This window comes from Synechococcus sp. PH41509, assembly GCF_020514285.1.
Classification (GTDB): domain Bacteria; phylum Cyanobacteriota; class Cyanobacteriia; order PCC-6307; family Cyanobiaceae; genus Parasynechococcus.
In genome coordinates this window covers 88,448-106,268 of record NZ_VTLD01000004.1, presented here as the reverse complement: position 1 = coordinate 106,268, position 17,821 = coordinate 88,448, and the positions used below count along the sequence as shown (strand labels likewise).

20 protein-coding genes are annotated in these 17,821 nt (G+C 53.0%); 14 read left to right on the top strand and 6 right to left on the bottom strand.

Translation table 11 applies throughout. The features are described 5' to 3' along the window. Window positions 1–17: 17 nt before the first annotated feature. Together FZZ88_RS01460 and FZZ88_RS01455 are read left to right on the top strand one after the other, a co-directional pair. Window positions 18–1,424 carry a sensor histidine kinase KdpD gene (locus FZZ88_RS01460; protein ID WP_166016833.1) on the top strand — a complete coding sequence of 469 codons (1,407 nt, stop codon included), beginning with the start codon at window positions 18–20 and terminating at the stop codon, window positions 1,422–1,424. Continuing rightward, entirely contained in the window at window positions 1,421–1,774 is a 354-nt protein-coding gene (locus FZZ88_RS01455; RefSeq protein ID WP_166016834.1) for a hypothetical protein, read from the top strand. Before FZZ88_RS01460 ends, FZZ88_RS01455 begins: the two co-directional genes overlap by 4 nt. Here FZZ88_RS01455 and FZZ88_RS01450 read toward each other — a convergent pair. Genes FZZ88_RS01450 through FZZ88_RS01435 form a run of 4 tightly spaced genes read right to left on the bottom strand, consistent with a single transcriptional unit; the run spans window position 1,771 to window position 3,637 of the window. Beyond that, a complete protein-coding gene (locus FZZ88_RS01450) occupies window positions 1,771–2,316 on the bottom strand; it encodes a type II secretion system protein J (RefSeq protein ID WP_166016835.1) in 546 nt (181 codons plus the stop codon). The two genes, FZZ88_RS01455 and FZZ88_RS01450, sit on opposite strands and share 4 nt — an antisense overlap. Further along, a complete protein-coding gene (locus FZZ88_RS01445; protein ID WP_166016836.1) occupies window positions 2,309–2,836 on the bottom strand; it encodes a Tfp pilus assembly protein FimT/FimU in 528 nt (175 codons plus the stop codon). The genes FZZ88_RS01450 and FZZ88_RS01445 overlap by 8 nt, the downstream gene beginning before the upstream one ends. After that, entirely contained in the window at window positions 2,826–3,233 is a 408-nt protein-coding gene (locus FZZ88_RS01440; protein WP_166016837.1) for a hypothetical protein, read from the bottom strand. The genes FZZ88_RS01445 and FZZ88_RS01440 overlap by 11 nt, the downstream gene beginning before the upstream one ends. Continuing rightward, window positions 3,230–3,637, bottom strand: coding sequence for a hypothetical protein (locus tag FZZ88_RS01435; RefSeq protein WP_166016838.1), 408 nt, complete (start codon window positions 3,635–3,637; stop codon window positions 3,230–3,232). The genes FZZ88_RS01440 and FZZ88_RS01435 overlap by 4 nt, the downstream gene beginning before the upstream one ends. Before the next feature lie 81 nt (window positions 3,638–3,718). Between FZZ88_RS01435 and FZZ88_RS01430 the strand changes: the two genes are divergently transcribed. Further along, the gene (locus FZZ88_RS01430; RefSeq protein WP_166016839.1) at window positions 3,719–4,432 is read left to right on the top strand and encodes a response regulator transcription factor; all 714 of its coding nucleotides are present in this window, start codon (window positions 3,719–3,721) and stop codon (window positions 4,430–4,432) included. Here FZZ88_RS01430 and FZZ88_RS01425 read toward each other — a convergent pair. Continuing rightward, the gene (locus FZZ88_RS01425) at window positions 4,401–5,690 is read right to left on the bottom strand and encodes a HAMP domain-containing sensor histidine kinase (RefSeq protein ID WP_166016840.1); all 1,290 of its coding nucleotides are present in this window, start codon (window positions 5,688–5,690) and stop codon (window positions 4,401–4,403) included. The genes FZZ88_RS01430 and FZZ88_RS01425 overlap by 32 nt on opposite strands. A gap of 130 nt (window positions 5,691–5,820) precedes the next feature. Between FZZ88_RS01425 and FZZ88_RS01420 the strand changes: the two genes are divergently transcribed. The 6 genes from FZZ88_RS01420 to FZZ88_RS01395 all read left to right on the top strand — a co-directional run bounded on the left by FZZ88_RS01420 (window position 5,821) and on the right by FZZ88_RS01395 (window position 11,729). Beyond that, window positions 5,821–6,267 (top strand): type IV pilin protein, encoded by a 447-nt coding sequence (locus FZZ88_RS01420; protein ID WP_166016841.1) that lies wholly within the window; start codon window positions 5,821–5,823, stop codon window positions 6,265–6,267. 171 nt (window positions 6,268–6,438) lie between these two features. Next, window positions 6,439–6,921 (top strand): type II secretion system protein, encoded by a 483-nt coding sequence (locus FZZ88_RS01415; RefSeq protein ID WP_166016842.1) that lies wholly within the window; start codon window positions 6,439–6,441, stop codon window positions 6,919–6,921. A 69-nt stretch (window positions 6,922–6,990) separates the two neighbouring features. Beyond that, window positions 6,991–8,574, top strand: a complete 1,584-nt coding sequence (locus tag FZZ88_RS01410; protein ID WP_226423644.1) for a hypothetical protein — start codon at window positions 6,991–6,993, stop codon at window positions 8,572–8,574. 293 nt (window positions 8,575–8,867) lie between these two features. After that, on the top strand, window positions 8,868–9,368 hold the full coding sequence (locus FZZ88_RS01405; protein ID WP_166016844.1) for a type II secretion system protein: 501 nt from the start codon (window positions 8,868–8,870) through the stop codon (window positions 9,366–9,368). Continuing rightward, on the top strand, window positions 9,350–10,042 hold the full coding sequence (locus tag FZZ88_RS01400) for a prepilin-type N-terminal cleavage/methylation domain-containing protein (protein ID WP_226423645.1): 693 nt from the start codon (window positions 9,350–9,352) through the stop codon (window positions 10,040–10,042). Before FZZ88_RS01405 ends, FZZ88_RS01400 begins: the two co-directional genes overlap by 19 nt. 112 nt (window positions 10,043–10,154) lie before the next feature. After that, on the top strand, window positions 10,155–11,729 hold the full coding sequence (locus FZZ88_RS01395; RefSeq protein ID WP_230332795.1) for a VWA domain-containing protein: 1,575 nt from the start codon (window positions 10,155–10,157) through the stop codon (window positions 11,727–11,729). Between the two features lie 3 nt (window positions 11,730–11,732). Here FZZ88_RS01395 and lepA read toward each other — a convergent pair whose 3' ends face one another. Next, window positions 11,733–13,553: a translation elongation factor 4 gene (lepA, locus tag FZZ88_RS01390; protein ID WP_166016846.1), complete on the bottom strand. Its 1,821-nt coding sequence runs from the start codon at window positions 13,551–13,553 to the stop codon at window positions 11,733–11,735. A 355-nt stretch (window positions 13,554–13,908) separates the two neighbouring features. On the opposite strand from lepA, the gene FZZ88_RS12215 reads away from it, so the two are divergent. The 5 genes from FZZ88_RS12215 to FZZ88_RS01365 are packed head-to-tail and all read left to right on the top strand — an operon-like array spanning window position 13,909 to window position 17,813. Further along, complete coding sequence (locus tag FZZ88_RS12215) at window positions 13,909–14,373, top strand: type IV pilin protein (RefSeq protein WP_166016847.1); 465 nt, start codon at window positions 13,909–13,911, stop codon at window positions 14,371–14,373. Between the two features lie 36 nt (window positions 14,374–14,409). Next, the gene (locus tag FZZ88_RS01380) at window positions 14,410–14,937 is read left to right on the top strand and encodes a type IV pilin protein (protein WP_166016848.1); all 528 of its coding nucleotides are present in this window, start codon (window positions 14,410–14,412) and stop codon (window positions 14,935–14,937) included. After that, the gene (locus FZZ88_RS01375; RefSeq protein ID WP_166016849.1) at window positions 14,934–16,673 is read left to right on the top strand and encodes a hypothetical protein; all 1,740 of its coding nucleotides are present in this window, start codon (window positions 14,934–14,936) and stop codon (window positions 16,671–16,673) included. Before FZZ88_RS01380 ends, FZZ88_RS01375 begins: the two co-directional genes overlap by 4 nt. A gap of 41 nt (window positions 16,674–16,714) precedes the next feature. After that, entirely contained in the window at window positions 16,715–17,203 is a 489-nt protein-coding gene (locus FZZ88_RS01370) for a prepilin-type N-terminal cleavage/methylation domain-containing protein (RefSeq protein WP_230332794.1), read from the top strand. A 1-nt stretch (window position 17,204) separates the two neighbouring features. Beyond that, window positions 17,205–17,813 carry a prepilin-type N-terminal cleavage/methylation domain-containing protein gene (locus FZZ88_RS01365; RefSeq protein WP_226423659.1) on the top strand — a complete coding sequence of 203 codons (609 nt, stop codon included), beginning with the start codon at window positions 17,205–17,207 and terminating at the stop codon, window positions 17,811–17,813. Window positions 17,814–17,821: the final 8 nt, after the last annotated feature.

Sequence of the window (17,821 nt, the reverse complement as noted above, 5' to 3'; positions counted from 1 at the left end):
CGCGGAAGAATGAAGTCATGCCCCCTGTACACCCCTGGCGACAGCGTCTGCTGGGAAGCCTCCAAGGCCAGCTGCAACTGACCACCTATCTGATGGTGTTCATCGGGTTCACCGGAGCCTCATCGGTGGGCCTATGGATTGGCCAACGGAATTTGATCGAGCAAGAAATCTCGGTGTTGAGACGCAGTGCGGAGTACTGCCAGCAGGCCATTGCTGATCAATCAGACGATGCCCTTCTAAGCGATGTTCTTGACGACCATTCCAGCCATCGCACAACGCTCTGGTTGGAGCAACCCGACGGCGCATTGATCATTCCCCAGAGTGATTACATCCCACGCTCCAATGAGGCGATGCAAGCCTCCATGCGTGCCAATCAAGGGAAGGTTGTAGGACAGCAACTGCTGATCGACAGCGCCGAAACGCAATACCTGAGCGAACTGGTTGAGCAGTATCCATCTGGCGCAAGGCTATGGATCAATCACGAAGTGGGATCCAATCAGGAGGCTCTGAGCGACTACCTGGGGCTAATGATTCTGATCTGGGGGGCTTGCCTCACGGTGACGTTGTTATCAGTGAGCTGGTTTGTCGAACGCATCATTCGCCCGCTTGATCAATTAAGTGCAGCCACCGATCAGGTGACAGCCGACACCTTGAACTCTGCCCGCCTTCATCTGGACGACGGCCCCAGTGAAGTGATCCAACTCAGCCGCACTTACAACGCACTGCTGGAACGCCTCGCCCAATCCTGGGGTCAACAACGCCAGTTCGTGAGTGCGGTCAGCCACGAACTGCGCACACCCCTCACCATCGTGCAGGGCTATCTGCACCGCACCATTAAACGAGCCAACAACCTCAGCCCCGATCAGGTGAAAGGCCTGCAGACCGCGGAAGAGGAAAGCATCCGCATGCGACGCCTCATGGATGACTTGTTGGACCTGTCGCGCAGCGATTCAGGAAAACTGGCCCTGTGTCGAGAAGAGGTGCAACTTGTCGATCAAATTGAACAGGCGGCAGATCTGGCCCATCACACCCTGAAGCGTCCGCTGAGGGTGGAGCTCCCCGATGATCCAGCCGGCCGTGACGCCCTGGTGTTGGCCGACCCCGCCCGCCTGCGACAGGTGCTGCTGGATCTGATCGAAAACGCCGACAAGTATTCGCCGGAGGACACACCGATCCGCCTGGTGCTGCGGCACACCACCAGTGCTGCCTTGATCGATGTGATCGATCAAGGCATCGGCATCCCAGAGGCTGAATTGGACACAGTGTTTGAGCGTTTTCAACGCGGCAGCAACGCTCCGAAAAAGACAGGCTCCGGCTTAGGACTTTCGGTGGTGAAGCTGCTAGTTGAAGGAATGGGCGGCAGCATTGAGGTGCACAGCCGCCTCGGCGAAGGCAGCTGCTTCACCGTGATCCTGCCGTCATGATTCCGTTTCTGGTGTTCTGCTCCCTGCTGATCCCGGTGAACCTCTGGGCTGCAATCACACCGCACATGCATAGCGATGTGTCGATGCGCATCCTCCATGGCGTCTGCACGGTTGTGTTGATTCCTCTGCTGTGGGTCGTTTGGGAACAACGACGCCTGCTGCAGCCGCTACCTGCGCTGGTGTTGGCGATCTTTGCGACGGTGATGGTGGTGGTGAACAGCTGGATTGCAGCCATGGGCATGGGCGTGGAATTCGGCTGGCTGGATCACCTGCTCCTGGCGCTGTCGGAAGTGGCGTTGACGGTGTTCTTCTTGATGGCGCCCGAGCCGGAGCCAATCACGGAGCCCTAACCCACCCCCTGGGAGTGAACACGGCCACCAAGGCGAGTGCGTTGTTCCAGCTCCATCTGCAACACCGGCAATCCCGGCGGCTGGTGGAGCTCAAAGCGATCCACGCCATCCAAGACAACGCGGTTCTGATAACGACTGCCCGCACGAATCCCGCCCTGTAGATCAAAGGCAGGCCCGCAGCGCATCAACACCGAACCACGCCAGATCGCTGATGGCGCCGTACCCAAGCTGTACAGAACAAGATCAGAGCCATCTCTGGGTGTGATGGCGAGCTTGGGTTGCCGACCGGCCAAAGCACAGGGCCAAGTGCCAGAAGCATCAGGATCGATCCGCCAGGTGGAGGCGCGCTCCAGATCGCCCTTCACCAGCTCAAGCGTGCGCCGTTGCCATTGCTTCAACTGCAAGCTTTCTGCCAAAGAGCCCCCCTGACGCGTCTCTGCGAACAAGAGCTGAAATGCAACACCGCAGATCAGACAGCCCAGGAGGGCGACAAGCATCAACTCCACCAGAGTGAAACCTTGATCAGGGTGAGGCTTACGCATCGCGCGGCAGGCAGAGGGCACTGTTCAGGGAGCCACTGGGATCGCCGCGGTACACACCACTGCGGCTGATGCCCAGGGGCAGGCCGATCACCAGGCATAACGCCTGAGCATGGCTGGGGTGGGACAACACCACCAGGCCGCCATCGAGCACCAACCCATTAGTGCTGAAGCGAACGGCGTCCGGCAGGTTGCTGCGCAACTCCAGCTCTCCTTCACCTGTTTCAACCAAGGGCGTCACACCCCCACTGCAGGCCGGCAGATCGCCCGCCAGCGGCGGCTGCCAACCGGTCGCGCTGAGCTGCAGGGCACAGGGCTGGCGATCCCGTTCGGCGGCCATCCGGCCCCGATCCAGCCCCACCCGCAAGCGGCGCAGACCACTGTCCAGTTCCAAGCGCCGTTGCACGGCATTGGAGCTGGGGATGACCAAGGTCGAAAGGATCCCCAGCAGCGCCACCGCCACCAGGCACTCCAGCAGGCTGAAGCCATTGGCCCGACGACCGCGGATCGGATCACAGCTCATCCGTCGCCTCCGGCGGGCAATGCCCCACCCCAGCAGGGGTCAACAACTGGCTCCGCTTGAACGGAATCGCAGCATCGGGATCCGTCAGCTCGACGACGAGCCAGAGGCCATCCGCTGAAGGTTCAAAACGCCATGTCGTTTCAAGGTCGGCGTCTTTGGGCAAGCCCTCCAGAACCGCAACGACCGCCTTACGGTCCCAACGACAAGCCGCATCAGCGACGGTCGCTCTGGCCAAGGCACGATGACTGGCCAGGAGCCGTTGCTCGAGCAACCACACCTGTTGATCGGTGCGGGCCGATGTGGTGGCGGCCTGGCTGGTGCGCGACCAACCCTGGAGCGATACCTGGCTGCTGACCCCCAGGATCACAGCGGAGACGACAACTTCCGTGAGCGTCATGGCAGCAGCTCCAGATCCAACCGGCTCTGAAGGCCATCACTCCAATGCAGCTCCAGCCTTCCAGCCATCGCGCCATAAGGTTGCCACTGCAGCAGTTGCCACTCACGATCGGCAACGCGGCCGGCTTGGAGCGCTGCAGGATTCGCCCCAGGGCACACCGCCAATCCATCCCAGTCCGAGGAGGGCAACGCCAAAAGGCAGGCATGGGCACCGGTGGCGAGCTGTTGAAAGGCCATTGCCACCGAACGCTCGGCATCGCGGGTCTGGGCAGTAGCCAGCGCCTGATGGCTGCGCTGGCGCGCGTGCAAGGCCAGGGTCTGCAACGACAAACTGCTGAGCAAGAGCAGCGCCGAAGTGGTGATCGCCAGGGGCAGGGCAAACCCCCGTTGCTGTGAATCAGGCAATCGCATCCAACGTCAACGAACACTGGATGAAGCATTCCCCGCTGGTGGGCCGACTTAGCCTGGAGTGATTGCATCCAGCCCTTGAGTCCGGAGCCGAGCAGGCTGCTGATCGTCGATGACGACCCGGAACTGCTGCGGTTCCTGATCGAGGAACTCGGGGGCGCCGGCCATCAGTGCATCGGCTGCGACAACGGCCAAGACGCTCTGCTGCGTTGGCGCCAGGAGAGCTTCGATCTGGTGGTGCTGGACTGGACGCTGCCCGACTTCTCCGGCGTAGAACTCTGCCGCCGGCTGCGCAGCAGCGGCAACACCACACCGGTGTTGATGCTCACCGCCCGCGACGATGTGGACGAACGGGTTCAGGCCCTCGACGCCGGCGTGGACGACTACCTGACCAAGCCGTTCAACCTCAAGGAGCTCCATGCCCGGGTGCGGGCCCGGCTGCGCCGCGGCGGCTATGAACAAGACGCGCGCGGAGAAGCAAGCGCCATTGGACTCGGTGATCTGCTGCTCGATCCAATTGAACGCCGCGCTCAACGGGGCGAACGCAGCATTGCGCTCTCGCAGCGGGAGTTTGAAGTTCTGCTGTTCCTGGTGAGGAATGCCGATGAAGTGCAATCGCGGCAAACGATTTTGGATGCCGTGTGGGGTGCGCCCTTCGTTGGCGATCCCAACACCCTCGACGTCTACATGGGCTACCTGCGCAAGAAGGTGGAAGCCATAGGAGAGCCGCAACTGCTGCACACCGTGCGCGGCGTGGGCTTCATGGCACGGGTGGGGGATCCGAAATCCTGAAGCAAAGTTTCAGATCAGCTCCACCACCCGGGGCATCACCGATCAATAGCTCTCCCTGCATGGCGTTCATCAACAAATGGACAGTGGCCAAGCCGATGCCGCTGCCACGGGTGCCGATTGCGGTGCTGCCGCGCACAAACCGCTGCAGCACCAGGCTGCGTTCAGCTTCAGGGATACCTGGGCCTTGATCCAGCACGTGCAAAATCACGCTGTTGTCTGAAGCCGATACCGCTAGTTGCACCGCTCCAGTGGAGTAACGCAAAGCGTTGTCGACAAGAGCAGCAAGGCACTGCTGCAGCCGTTCGGTATCGGCTGTGATGCGCGGAATCTGCACGTTTGCAGGAGGTGCCAGGTGCAATCGGTGGGGAGCCAGGCTTTGGAGCCGCTCAAAGGCATCCACAAGAACCAGTTCGAGATTTAGAGATTCCAATACCAAGTTCAGCCTGCCGGCATCGCTGCGGGCCAGATCGAGCATGACCGCGACCAGCCCCCCCAGGCGCTCCGATTCAGCGGCAATCAGGGCCACCTTGGCTGGGCTCGCTGCAGGCAGCTCATCTTGAAGGCTCTGGGCATGACCCGAGATCACCGTGATTGGCGTTCGCAGCTCATGGGCGACACCATCGACAAAGCGACGTTCCCGCTGCCATGCCTCCGCCAAGCGAGATTGGAGCTGGTTGAAGGCTTCAACAATGGGCTGCAGTTCGCGCGACTGACCGACTGGATCAAGCGTTTGCTGGCCTAAAGAGTCAGCACTAAGACGAGATAGCTCATCGCTCAGTGACTGAAGTGGTTTGATCAGGCCTCGCCACAACACCACGCGGAACAACAAGGAAACAAGCAGCAGGGACATCCCTGCTGCTGCGATTAACAGCAGCTGATCCCGCCGTTGGCTCTGAACCGAGGCCGTGATGTTCTGCCGCACCACCAGCTCAGCATCGGGTGCAGCGCGACGAGACAAGACGCTTCGGCTAACCAAAAACGAAGCTCCATCGATCTTGCGTACAGCCAGAACTTGCGCAGATGGACGAGAGGGCACCAGATTCGCCTGAACCCCAAACCCTGGAGGCAGCGGCAGAGAAAGGGATCCATTGGTCAAACCAAGACGGATCTGATCCACCAGCCGCTGATGACGCTGGAGCCGCTCCGCCTGAGCCAGAGAGGTGCCAAAGGCAAACAAAGCCGCATAACCAGCCACCACTGCCAACAAAGAGGTGGATTGCAACCAGACCCGCAGAGACGGAAAAGAGCGAAGCGCCACGAATCTGAGAGAAAAACTAAGAACGTTCTTAGGGAAGCTTTAGCCAAAGCTTCTTTGCACGACAACGGAACGAGTCATGGTTGTCATGTCGGCACCAACGGTGCACATCAACAACAAACACTTTTAAGCAATGACTTCACTCAATTCCAAACTTCAGCTGGCAGTGCTGAACCGCAAGGAAGCCCGCAACACGCTGCAAAAAGGATTCACACTGATTGAACTACTGATCACAGTGGTCATTCTTGGAACACTGTCTTCTGTGGCAGTACCAGGATTTATTGCCCAGAAAAACAGGGCCGACATTTCAGCAGCGAATGCACAAGGGAAAGCCCTGATGTCTGCTTGCAAGGTGGGCGTCTCTGAAGGACAAAACGTTGCTGATAACCTGCACCCAGAAAACGGGAAAAGATTTGGGAAACTCGTATGGAAGGGTGTCGTTACCCAAAACGAAGGAGAAGCACCAACTGCATGCAGCTCCTCAACAACAGGCCTGGCGTCTCCCGACATAAATCAAAGTTTTATCCTCGATGTAGCCACCGGAAACATGTCTACGGAGATTGAAGCCGAGGACGTTTAATAACACAACATCTATCTAGCCAAAAGGCAAAGGACTAACCCTCAAAAGCCTCTGCGATACAAACAAGCGCGGAGGCTTATCCCACACAATCAAACGTAGCAAGCATATATAAACAACAAACCTCAAAAAGCCAACCTGGATTCAAAACGAATTAATTCGCCGATCAAGCCAATGACGACTCCAATCCAAGCCAACAAATCAATGGGGTTCTCATTGGCTGAGCTGCTTGTGACAACAACTGTCATAGGGATCCTTCTATCGATCGGCACCCCTAATTACCTACGACAATTAACAGCAACAAATCAAAAGGAATGCGCCGCATCGATGTCTACAATCATGACATCAACAATGGCATTCAATGATGAGTTCAGCGAGCCACCATCTGGCTGGGCAGATTTAAATACGATGGCCGCGATACGAAAAGAAAGCGGCACAGCAAGCGGAGACCAGAACTTCAACAAAATCAACCTGCGCAACGGTCACTACAGCATGAGCGCAACGATCAGCGGATCAACGTTTAATTTTAATTGCATCCCAAGGGATAGCGCAAATAGCAACTACGACGTGATTGGCTGCCTGAATCTAAACAATGGTGCCAGCGAAGTAAGTAGCGGAAATAAAGATAATTCCGCAACAAATGTCGATTGCTCTTGAGCCATGAAACCAATACGATCACATCGGATTGTCCAGTCTCCAACAAAGAGAGAAGAGCATGGAATCACCATGGTTCTTACATTATTCATGGGAATGATACTAATCAGCGGCATCACAGGGCTGATGATTCGCCAGATCATTGCTCGCAAACTTGGTGCCTCCGAAAGCTATCAACAGATGGCCGAAAATGCTGCCATCAATGGCTTCAATCGCATCCTCGGCGAAGTCAATCGCGATGATAAAACCAAGTACAAAGGTTACTTTCTTACCCTACGGAATGATGAGCAGGGATGGGGCTGGAGAAACCCAAATTCAACAGATTTTCCACTGAGCGAACTATGCACGGATACCAGCCTAAGTCTCACGGCTGATCCACTTAGCGACTCCACTGAGGCCGCAAAGCCAGTGCTTCTGAGCAGTGCAAATAATGCCATCGCAAGCCAAAGGGAGGATGGAAAAGACAATATTCAGTTGTACTACAGACTGCGGGGCTATGCATTATCAGGGAATGGCAGTGGCGCTGATGAAGGAACCTTTCAAATTGAAGGAATAGTCCAGCGATCATCCGATCAAAACAACGACAATAGCTACCTCGCGCGGACACTTCTGACACGCTCGCTGTACATCGATCAACGCGTTGCAGGTGCCGGAGATTGGGCTGTGCTCGGCGGCTATTACATGCAATTAGGAGATATCGATATCACGGGAGATGGCAAGATCCTGCTGGATGTAAATGATGCTGCACCTTACCAAAATAGTAGTGGTTGCAGCCGATCAACACTCTTAAACAAGGTAGGGGCTATGAACAATGAATCCATAGCCCCGCGGATCTGGCCTGTATTGAATCGAGGTTTACCGACAACAAACCTATTTGAACGAGGCCAGGCAAGAGACACAATCAAGCCAACATCTTCCAAAATCCGTGTATGGAGCTTTGATGATTCAGAGCTTCCCCTTAATCCCCGCTGTAGCCAAATAACTTGCGTACGCCAGGAAGACAGCATCAGCTTTGAAGAAGCAGAAGAAATGAACGTCAATTCCGATACGATCGTGATCAAAGAAGATGATATTTGTGCCGGGTCAGAGTCGTTTGAATGTCATATGTATATCGAGCACATGGACCTCCGAAAAACAAAAGTTCTGGTCGAAACGGGCAGCTCATCGTCGGCACGCCCAGTTGTCATTCATCTTGAATTACCAAAACCGGATTCAGCACGGATAAACGACTTGTCGGGAAATATCAAGCTCAGTGGAAACAGCGTCTTCTGTGGGGTCAACACCGGCTCAACAAGCTGCAATGGTCAACCCGAACGATTTGTTCTCTCAGCCGCAGCAGGAACGGAGGATCTGTCCTGTGATGCGACAAGCCACGTCATTGACTTCAGCGGATCCAGTCTTCCGCATGCCATCATTCATCTACGCAAAGGGACGGTTCGGCCGTCTTCGAACGCGAAACTCCACGGAATGATCTGGGCCCAGAACATCTGCACCTCAGGCAATGACTTTTCCCTAGAGACGAAAGTTGGTGACAGAACTGTTGTTGAAGCTGCGAACGATTTATGGCAATGGAGTAAAAATGGTTTTCCAGGCTATGGCCAAATGGTTGTGCGCGGAATCCGCGGAACAGGTCTGGATACATTCCGGCGCTGGTAGACAGCATGCAAAACACATCTCAGACAACTCCAAGAGAGATATAAGCCTCTTCACCATTAGTCGTACCTTCAAACGACCATAATTGGTAGGAGAGATCAACAATTTAAATGATCAAATTCAACCAGCAAATCAGAAGGCCAAGTATTTCACCAAACAGGTAAAGGCCCAAAAGAAAACACCAACACAAGAAGGCTAATTGACTACAACTTCTAATTCAATCTGGATCAAAGGAGGCCAGTCGAACCAACACTTGCATCTCATAGAACCAGCCTAACTCAACCGAGAAGGCAACCATGATTTGGAACAAAAGGAAAAATCTTCACTACAGCAATCAATCTCATAACAGAGATAATGGATTCACGCTGGTGGAAGTTGTCGTTGCTGGTGCTATCTTTATCAGCATCATGTCAGCAGTCGCAGAGATCAGCGTTTCATCCCTGGCCGGGAGCAAGAATCTATCCAAGCGAAACAGCATTGAAGCGGCTGTCAGCAATGACATCCAGTTATTGCAACAAGCAGACTCATATCTCACCTATAACAATCTTGATAAGGCAGGGCAAGCAGGAGAAGCATGCCAAAATCCAACCAGCTACTTAATTAATTACTTGAAGAATGAAGTGAATAACGACGAATTAACTCAACGACAAATAGAACGAAAGATGGACGTAGGTTATACAGGAGACGTGGTGGAAGTAAGCTATAAATTCAAAGGCCCTGAAACTGGTATCGAAATGGAATATCGGGTAATAGAGCTTAACCCCAACTTCTCAGCACAATGCTACACAATCCTATAAACAAAACCTCAGAGGGTTTTTCACTACTGGAAATGGTGGTCGCCGCAGCCATTCTTTCAGCCATTTCAGCTTGGGCTATTCCCAGTTACTTCAAGATTATTAGACAGGGAGAAGTGGACCGCTATGCCCAATTCATTGAAGCTGGCTTCTATAATCTTCGCACTGAATTGGGCACGACTCGAACCAGTTGCCAGCTTAATTTTGGGCAAGCGCAGAGCTGGGTCAAACCGAATGACCTGCTCGAATTTCGTCAAGACAACGGTGTACTTGCCAAAACAGATCGGCTGAGCTGTTGCAACAGTCAGATTGAGAAAATCAAGGTAACTGATGAATGTCACGACGGCCCATTGATCGGGAGCCTGCTCAGCGGGTCAGCGTCAAGTAGTTCAACCGGAGGGGAGCAGGGATCACTGCGCTTCATTCGCGTCGAAGGCAGCCAGGAATCAAAAAGGGTCTATGTCGCCGTCTCACGCCCGAACTACGAGCTCACACCACCAGGAACAAGCGCACGGACCGAACCAATAACGTTCATGGTGCGTTCCTTAGATAGTGAAAAAGACAATACACTTCGCACTCGATGTGTCGAGATCTCAGGCAGTGGCCATCTGTTAAGTGGAACCTGGGACGGAGATCTGAAGACAGGCCAATGCATGACGCTTGGAGAGAATCCTTAATGAACTGGATTCAGGAAGCTCTAAGGTCAATTTCACCAAAAGCTGAACTTAAAACCAACCGATGATGAAACAATTAAAGAAGTAAAGCATGGACCTGCGGGGTCTCTTACCCGTGAAAAAATCAAACAAAAATCTTAGAAAACTGTCTGTTTCATCAGACATAACATCGAGCCGCGGTTTTAGCATGCCTGAGTTGGTGGTGAGCATCGGTGCTGGCTCCCTACTCATAATGAGCAGTGGCATCGCTCTTAAAAGCACACAGAACCTCATTCATCAATCTGAAGGCAAAACAACACTTCGGCAGAACACGACCAACGGAATGAGGCTGATGCGCTCAGAGATTGAACGGAGCATGCATCTTGTTCTGGACCGGACAGAGGGAACAAGCAGCGGCAACGAACATACAGACATGAAAAATCCTGACTACACAAGAGTTCTAAACGAATGCCAAACCCTGGCAAACCAAACATTTAAACCAATTTTTGGTGTCAAGATGATTGAACTCAACGAACCGGTCATTTATGGAATCACACCAACAAAAAATGGGAGGGGATACAGTCTTCAACGCTGCGGAGCCCCTCTGACTACAGACGGTCGCTATCAGGAGAATCAGAAGGTCTTTGTCTCGCCAGTACTCGACAATCTGGCCGCCTTGCCCTGCTCCAAAGACTTGGTAGACAGGAATGAATGCCCAGAGCCAAAGCCACTAGAGGAAGTAGCCCAGGGAGTTAACTTCAGCTTCACTCAAGGGAAAACACCACTTCGCAGAGTTTCAGAACCAGCTCTTCGCGTCGAAACAGATGAAAATAGCAAGTTAATTAAATTTATTGACCCAACAGGCAATGACGACAACATTAAAACAGCCTACCTACAAAATGTAGGCTCATTGAACAAATCAACAACCATCCTTCCAACTTACTTTGCAGCATTCGCAAGAGCAGACAAAAGGATCAATGGAAACGGGGGCGATGGTGACAGCGGTGTTTTATCAGGAGCATTCTTTAAGAGCATAACGAGCAAAAAATTGCGTTTTGTACTTGATGGATCAGGCTCAATGAGTGCGTGCGTGATGTGGGGAGAAAGCTATGGGAACAGGAGATATTTCTACGACCCAACGAAGAGAGCCTACGTTCAAAAGAGGAAAAATTGTGCTTTTACGCGCATGGAAGCAATGCAGAACGAACTAACAACACTACTAACCAATCTCTCAGGAGAAACAAAAATTGGTCTTCACTCCTTCAGCACTCCTGGCGGCAAGAACAACAAGAGCTGGGGTCCATCTTCCAATAAGTTGGTCACAATTGGTGAGCCTGGAATGCGCGATTCAGCGATCGCTTTCGTCAATTCACTTGATGATGAAGCTTATCCAGGCAATTGGGGAGGTACAAAGCCATGGAATGCGATTCAGGCTGCCTTCGATGATGACGAGGTAGACACTCTGTACCTTCTTTCAGACGGAAAACCCAACAGAGATAGGAACAACTTTTACTGGACAGAGGCCGACTATGAACCCACTGCAAAATACTATTCAGACCAAAATAACGAACGAGATATTCAATTAAAAGTCAATACAACATCTCTTGGATTGAGCTCTCCATGGATGGAACAGCTATCTGAGCTCACAGCAGGTGACTACAACCAAATTGATCAAACAACACTAATCGAAAGTTCAGAAGAAGACACCTGAGGCTCAGCTACCCCCACCATCGTTCAGCTTCAACACCGCCATGAAGGCCTCCTGCGGCACATCAACCTTACCCATGGCCTTCATTCGCTTCTTGCCCTTGGCCTGCTTCTTCAGCAGTTTCTTCTTGCGGGAGATGTCACCGCCATAGCACTTGGCCAACACATCTTTGCGGATGGCACTGATGCTGGTGGAGGCAATGATGCGGCTGCCGATGGAGGCCTGAATCGGAATCTTGAACTGCTGGCGAGGGATCAGTTCCTTCAATTTCTCCACAAGTGCCTTGCCCACGTTGTAAGCCTTGTCTTGATGAACGATCGTGGTGAGTGCATCGGCCCGATCCCCGTTAATCAGCACATCCAGGCGCACTAACTGATTCTTGCGATAACCAATCAGGCTGTATTCCATCGAGGCATAGCCCTGGGTGCGCGTCTTCATCTGATCGAAGAAGTCGGTCACCACTTCCGCCAGCGGCAATTCGTAGATCAACGTGACCCGATCGGTGGTGATGTACTTCATATCGATGTATTCACCACGCCTTTCCTGGCAGAGGCCCATCAACGCGCCGTTGTATTCATTCGGTGCATAGATCTCCATCTTCACGTAGGGCTCTTCGATCGACTCACGCTTTTGCGGATCGGGAAGCGTGGCGGGGTTGTCCACCATCACCTCTGAGCCATCGATCATGTTCACCTTGTAGATCACCGATGGCGCGGTGACGATCAGATCGAGGTCGTATTCGCGCTCAAGCCGCTCCTGCACGATCTCCATATGGAGCAGGCCCAGGAAGCCGCAGCGGAAACCAAAGCCCATGGCACTGCTGGTTTCCGGCTCGTACTTCAGCGCTGCATCAGACAGCTGCAGTTTGTCGAGGGCATCGCGCAGATCGGGGTACTGATCAGCCTCAGTGGGGAACAGGCCGCAAAACACCATCGGCTTGGCCTCTGTGTATCCGGGTAAGGCCTCATCCGCCGGCGCATTCACCAGGGTGATCGTGTCGCCAACACGGGCATCGGCCACGGCCTTGATCGAAGCCGCCAGATAACCCACCTCACCGGCGTGGAGCTCATCCACCTTCTTCTGATCCGGCGCCATGATCCCGATCTCATCGAGCTCATAGGTCTTCTTGCTGGCCATCAACAGCACTTTGTCTTTGCAGTTGATCCGGCCACTCATCACCCGGAAATAAACGATCACGCCCCGGTAGGGGTCGTAATACGAGTCGAAGATCAGCGCCTTGGTGGGTTCCTCCACCGCATCCTCCGGAGGCGGCACCCGGTCGACCACGGCCTGCAGGATCTCGGGCACACCCAAGCCGGTCTTGGCTGAGCAGGAGATGGCATTGCTGCAATCGAGACCGATGATCGCCTCGACCTCTTCCTTGATTCGATCGGGATCCGCACCGGGAAGATCGATCTTGTTGAGCACCGGGATGATCTCGAGATCGTTGTCCAGCGCGAGATATACGTTGGCAAGGGTCTGGGCCTCGACGCCCTGGCTAGCATCAACTACCAACAACGCACCTTCACAGGCCTGCAGGCTGCGGCTCACCTCATAAGAGAAGTCGACATGGCCAGGGGTATCGATCAAGTTGAGGACGTACTCCTCGCCATCAGCCGCGGTGTAGTTCATCCGGGCGGCCTGAAGCTTGATCGTGATCCCCCGCTCCCGTTCCAGATCCATGTTGTCCAGGAACTGCTCCTGCATGTCCCGGTTGGCCACGGTGCCCGTGTCCTGCAACAAGCGGTCGGCCAAGGTCGACTTGCCGTGGTCGATGTGGGCAATGATGCAGAAGTTGCGGATCCGTGAGACGGGGGCGTCGGTCATGCAGCGTTGGATTCCCGTCTCGGGGCTTTGAGTCGTCTTGACCCAATCCTAGGAGGCGCTCCAGCACTGAGAGGTGAAGCCCACGCAAAGCCAATGGAGTCATGCGCCTCAGGCGGAGGACACAAGGCTCAAGAGACAGAAGTTTTCCTTAGAGCGGCTGGAACAAGCCTGAAGCCAGCAAGGATGATCATGCACCTTTCAGATAGCTCTCAGAAAACTCTCAGGGAGCATGCCTGGTCTACTCACCTATGGTGAAATGACCAGAAGTTCATGAGTACAAACTCAGAATTCAATGAGTGTATTCAGCTTCTGTTAGGCCAATTTCACTGAAAACTTCTTTTTCTTCACTGGGCCAATGACTTCCCTACAAGCAAAACTCGCTCAAGATCTGGCCTCACGATTGAACAAAAAGACAGGTGCTCTTCAACGTGGGTTCACCCTGGTTGAACTTCTGATCGTCATTGTGATTGTTGGCATTCTCAGCGCAGTTGCCCTCCCCCAGTTCTTCAGTCAAACCAAAAAAGCCGCGGCGACAGAGGGGACACAGCAAGCTTCTTCGATTGCCAAACAGGCAGCCGCTTATTATTTAGAAAATGGTGCAATAGCGAGCGATAAAGCCCACACGGAATGCACTGCATATGCAGGGACGATCATAACTGACAATACAAACTTCACTTATGCATGCAGCGGAACCAAAACAGCCTTTGTAGTTACTGCTACTGGCAAAAAAGGTAATGACAACACCGAAAATGTTGTAGTCACATTCACCGGAAACCTCACCGACGGAACCTTCTCCAAGCCCGTCGTCACTGGCATCTGAACCTGGTTGTAGTTGGCTGTTGCCTACATCTTTGTCATGAAATCACCTATCCGAGCCATAAAAACGGATCAAGGATTCTCATTGACGGAATTGATGATTGCGGTGGCCATCCTTGGAATCTTGGGAGCAGCGGCCTTGCCGCAGTACTTCAACCAAGTGCAAAAAACCAGACAAAACGAAGCCGCAGCCACGGTCTCCCAAATTCAGACCACGATTGCGGCTTTTGTAGATGAAATGGGACTTCTGCCGGCGAGCTGGAACGATCTGAACAAAATCACCCCCTTGATGACACCAAAGGGCCCAGCCAATCAAACCAACTTTTCGGCCATCAACCTCGCCAGCGCAGGATGCACGGAGAGCCAACAAAACGGCTGCTACCAGGTTGATGCATCGGAGCGCAATCAGATCTTCACCCTGAACGCCCGATCCAGAAACAGTGATGCTGCGGCATACAACGTTGTGGCATGCCTGGATTTACGCACCGGAGCCACAGATCTCAAAAAGGGAACCAACCAAAAGGCAGCAACTGTTGATCAGCTGCGCTGCATCAGAGCCTCAGGATGAATAAAACCATCCCCACTTCAAAGGCCAAAGGCAGCTGGAAATCACTGCTTCGGGTTCCCCGGCAAGACCAGGACGGCATGGCCCTGGTTTTGGCACTACTGCTGGGGATGGTGATGATGGCGGGAGTCAGTGGACTGCTCGCACGACAGCTGATGTCTCGGCGACTTAGCGCGAAAGAGAGTTATCAACAGATGGCTGAGGCGGCAGCCAACAACGGACTAAACCGAATCCTGGGCGAACTGAACAACGCTGAACCGGATAAAAACAGAGGGTTTTTATTCACTTTAGATAATCGCGAAAACATCAATGAACCGAATAGTGGTTTCAATTGGGAGCGACTGAACACAAACAATCCACCACAATTGTCTGCACTATGCCTCGATACATCCATTGGCCTTCCGCTGCATCCAGATTCAAAGGCAAATTCAGTTTGGCCGACCACCGAAGTTCCACTGAATGACGAGAATAGTCCCAGCATGCGAGAGGACGGAGTATCAAAGATCGAAACTTTTTATCGGTTGAGGGGTTACAGCAGCCCTGGAACATCAGGAAGCACAGATAGTGGCGAAGCTAAATTCATCATCGAGGGACTTGTCCGACGCAGAGGTGCTGACCCTAATTCGTACCTAGCACGAAGCAGGCTGGAACGTTCGCTTTACATCCAGAGCTGGGTTGATATCAACCGTTCCAAGGATTGGGCCGCTTTGGCTGCAACCCATTACGAACTCGGGCCAATTCAACTCAACAACCCAGGCCTAATCCTCTGGCACGCTGAGCCAACTGAAGCACTAGCCATTCAGAGAGACTGCAATCAGGTGAGCATGATTGAACGCCTGGGAGGGAACCGCAGTTCAACATCCAACCTGGCTTCAAAGATCTGGCCAGTCATCGATCAAAAGCAACCACCCTCCAGCATCTTCAAAACTGAGGGTGCAAAAGATCGTGTTCCGGGCCAACCGTCAGACCTTCGTGTGTGGAGAATCGACGATACAAGCATCAACCCTCAAGGTGATTGTAGGTGGCGCGTTCTCTGTCAACGAACGAGCAACGCAAGTTCCTATACCAGCCCCTCAAACATCGACAGCACGCGCAGGTGGCGCAGCGTCAATAATCAATGGCAACCAACAGCAACCATCCGATTAAGGGAACAAGATATCTGCGGAGGGAGCCAAGGGGATTGCCATATCTATGTCGACCAAATCAATCTCAATCGATCAACGCTGTTCATTGAAAACGGTTCACGCCCCGTCGTGATCCATCTGTTGGGATCAGCGCAAGGCCAAACCACAGGTCAGGCGAGTGCACCCGGGACGATTTCCTTAGGGACGAACGCATTGATCTGCGGTGTTGAAGTCAATTCAACAACCTGCAACAACAAACCGGAAAGGCTCGTTATCACAACGGAAGCTACTAACTCACCTGATCGATGTAACTCCAGTGACCATCGATTGGTTCTAAATGGGAACAGTCTTCCAGCCGCTTGGGTACTGATGCGCCAGGGCACAGTTTCCCTAGCTAACGATTCAGTTTTAAACGGAATCATCTGGACCCATAGCTTCTGTTCAAACAATCACCGCCTGGAATTAAACGGACAGAGTCGAGGGCTCGGCACTGACAGCTACTTGCAAACGGCAGCTGCTCTCTGGGACTGGAGTGGAAAAGGATTTACCGGTTACGGACGCAAAACAACGCGCGGAATCCGGGGCACAGGCCTGGATCAATTCCAGAGATTCTGATGAAAATAAATCTCCTTTTCAGCAGAACAATCTCTAGACATGTGGGTCAGCGAAAGGCCATCAAAACAGGCTTCACCTTGGTGGAAGTGCTGGTAGCCGGCAGCATCCTGCTCATGGTGATGGTTGGTGTTTCAAGGATTTCTGTCCAATCAATCACGAGCGGCCGCAATCGAATGGAGCGGGATCGCATCGAAGCAGCAATCCACAACAACATCCAACTGCTTCAACAAGCCGATGCGAAGCTCACTCTCGAATCAATGCCGAGCAATGAGAGACGCGATGCTTGCCGGAATCCCGCCCAGTATCTGAAAGAAAAACTTGATACACAAAGTGGAATCGCTTCAGTTCCAAAGCCGGTAGTAAGTGGAGTCGATGGAAAGAACCCCATTACTCGAACCATTGAAATCGGGGAAAGCCCTGGAATCACAGTTGTAACCTACTCATTTTTAGCACCAGAATATTCCATCGACCAGGAAAGACGGGTTATAGAGCTCAATCCGAATTTCCAAAATCGCTGCATTCTTGAATAAAATGAAGACACTATATTCCCCACCAAAGCAAGGATTCACGCTTCTCGAGCTTTTGATCATCATCGTGATCATCGTGCTCGGTAGTAGTTGGGCAGTTCCGCAATATCAAAGGCGACTAGCCCTGCAACAATTGGATCAATACAGCCAGCAAATTGAATCTGGTCTGTTCAGCCTGCGTGCCAGGCAATCCGCCGAAGGGACCAGTTGCGAAATCAACACCGATCCTTCTTTTGTCGGAATCGACAGCACAAGCGGTGGTTTTGGTCAGCCCACAAAAGTACTCGAATTAAGTCATCTCAATCCCGAAGAACGAGTGAAACGACTTCGTTGTTGTGATGCAACATCGTGTTCATGGGATCCGCCCTATCGCCTGATCAATCGTGAGGGGACAGCAAGTTCAAAGACTGTTGGAATCAAGTTATCTAAGGCTAACTACACACTCTCACCGCCAGGGATGAGTACAGATGAAAATCCGCTGATCATCCTCATTCGATCGGCAAACTGGCAAGACGATCCGAAGCGGCCACTACCGATTCGCTGCGTGAAGCTTTCAACAGCAGGCCATCTCCATCGAGGCACATGGGAACAATCACGATGTCGAAGGCGATGACAGACATC

Coding starts and splice junctions, on each gene's coding strand:
- FZZ88_RS01460 (WP_166016833.1), top strand. CDS start 18: ATGCCCCCTGTACACCCCTGGCGACAGCGTCTGCTGGGAAGCCTCCAA.
- FZZ88_RS01455 (WP_166016834.1), top strand. CDS start 1,421: ATGATTCCGTTTCTGGTGTTCTGCTCCCTGCTGATCCCGGTGAACCTC.
- FZZ88_RS01450 (WP_166016835.1), bottom strand. CDS start 2,316: ATGCGTAAGCCTCACCCTGATCAAGGTTTCACTCTGGTGGAGTTGATG.
- FZZ88_RS01445 (WP_166016836.1), bottom strand. CDS start 2,836: ATGAGCTGTGATCCGATCCGCGGTCGTCGGGCCAATGGCTTCAGCCTG.
- FZZ88_RS01440 (WP_166016837.1), bottom strand. CDS start 3,233: ATGACGCTCACGGAAGTTGTCGTCTCCGCTGTGATCCTGGGGGTCAGC.
- FZZ88_RS01420 (WP_166016841.1), top strand. CDS start 5,821: ATGACTTCACTCAATTCCAAACTTCAGCTGGCAGTGCTGAACCGCAAG.
- FZZ88_RS01415 (WP_166016842.1), top strand. CDS start 6,439: ATGACGACTCCAATCCAAGCCAACAAATCAATGGGGTTCTCATTGGCT.
- FZZ88_RS01410 (WP_226423644.1), top strand. CDS start 6,991: ATGGTTCTTACATTATTCATGGGAATGATACTAATCAGCGGCATCACA.
- FZZ88_RS01405 (WP_166016844.1), top strand. CDS start 8,868: ATGATTTGGAACAAAAGGAAAAATCTTCACTACAGCAATCAATCTCAT.
- FZZ88_RS01400 (WP_226423645.1), top strand. CDS start 9,350: ATGCTACACAATCCTATAAACAAAACCTCAGAGGGTTTTTCACTACTG.
- lepA (WP_166016846.1), bottom strand. CDS start 13,553: ATGACCGACGCCCCCGTCTCACGGATCCGCAACTTCTGCATCATTGCC.
- FZZ88_RS12215 (WP_166016847.1), top strand. CDS start 13,909: ATGACTTCCCTACAAGCAAAACTCGCTCAAGATCTGGCCTCACGATTG.
- FZZ88_RS01380 (WP_166016848.1), top strand. CDS start 14,410: ATGAAATCACCTATCCGAGCCATAAAAACGGATCAAGGATTCTCATTG.
- FZZ88_RS01375 (WP_166016849.1), top strand. CDS start 14,934: ATGAATAAAACCATCCCCACTTCAAAGGCCAAAGGCAGCTGGAAATCA.
- FZZ88_RS01365 (WP_226423659.1), top strand. CDS start 17,205: ATGAAGACACTATATTCCCCACCAAAGCAAGGATTCACGCTTCTCGAG.